The sequence below is a fragment of the Litorivita pollutaquae genome (assembly GCF_003205515.1).
GTDB classification, from domain to species: Bacteria; Pseudomonadota; Alphaproteobacteria; order Rhodobacterales; family Rhodobacteraceae; genus Litorivita; species Litorivita pollutaquae.
Window position 1 is genome coordinate 1 of the sequence record NZ_KZ826505.1, and the last position, 1,208, is coordinate 1,208.

The window sequence follows — 1,208 nt, forward strand, 5'->3', positions numbered from 1 at the left end:
TGACCTGCTCCCCTGAAAAGTCCGTTGTTCTGAGTTAGCCTGTTCTCCAACAAGGAGACAGACGATGAAGAGAAGCCGTTTCAGTGAAGAGCAAATTATTGGGATCTTGAAAGAGCATCAGGCTGGACTTGGTGCGAAGGAGCTGTGCCGGAAGCACGGTGTCAGCGATGCCACGTTTTACAAATGGCGATCCAAGTTTGGTGGTATGGAAGTGCCTGACGTGAAGAAGCTGAAGAGTCTTGAGGCGGAGAATGCTAAGCTCAAGAAGTTGCTGGCTGAGCAGATGATGGATGTCTCGACGCTCAAGGAAATGCTGGGAAAAAACTTCTGAGGCCCGGCTCACGCTGAAACGCAGTGACCTGGGCCATGACAGAGAAGCGATACAATCAGAAGCGCGCCTGTGCGTTGGCTGGGATTGATCCACGGGTCTATCGACGTGTGTCGAAGCGGCCAGCGGATACGGAGCTGCGTGGTCGATTGAAAGAGCTGTCGTCTGAACGGCGACGCTTTGGCTATCGTCGGCTGCACATTCTGCTGAAGCGCGAAGGCTGGCATGTGAACTGGAAGAAGCTGTATCGGATCTACCGCGAAGAAGGGTTAACAGTCCGTAAGCGCGGCGGTCGCAAGCGTGCAGTGGGCACCAGAGCGCCCATGGCGATACCGCAGGGGCCGAACCAGCGGTGGTCGTTGGACTTCGTGTCTGACAGCCTGTCGTGCGGTCGCCGGTTCCGCATTCTGAATGTGATTGATGACTTCAGTCGTGAATGTCTGGCCGCTGTGGTTGATACGTCTTTGTCTGGTGATCGCGTTGCGCGTGAATTGGATCGGATCGCTGAAATGCGTGGATACCCCTGCATGGTGGTCAGCGACAATGGGACCGAACTGACATCCAATGCGATCCTGAAGTGGCAAGAAGACCGCAAGGTTGAATGGCATTACATCGCGCCCGGCAAGCCAATGCAGAACGGGTTTGTCGAAAGCTTCAACGGCAGGATGCGTGACGAATGCCTGAACGAGCACCTGCTCGACAACCTCCGCCATGCACGTGATCTAATTGCCGCTTGGCGGACGGACTTCAACCACCACCGTCCACACACAAGCCTCGCTGGCCTGACGCCAGCAGAATATGCTAACCGGTCAAAGGAAGACCAAAACCTGAACAGAGCTAACCTAAATTAGCGGACTCAATGGGGAGCAGGTCAACAACT

At 55.0% G+C, this 1,208-nt stretch carries 1 pseudogene; it reads left to right on the forward strand.

The annotated features are described in order from the left end of the window. The first annotated feature begins 64 nt into the window (after positions 1-64). A pseudogene (locus DI396_RS16345) lies at positions 65-1,179 on the forward strand (IS3 family transposase). Positions 1,180-1,208: the final 29 nt, after the last annotated feature.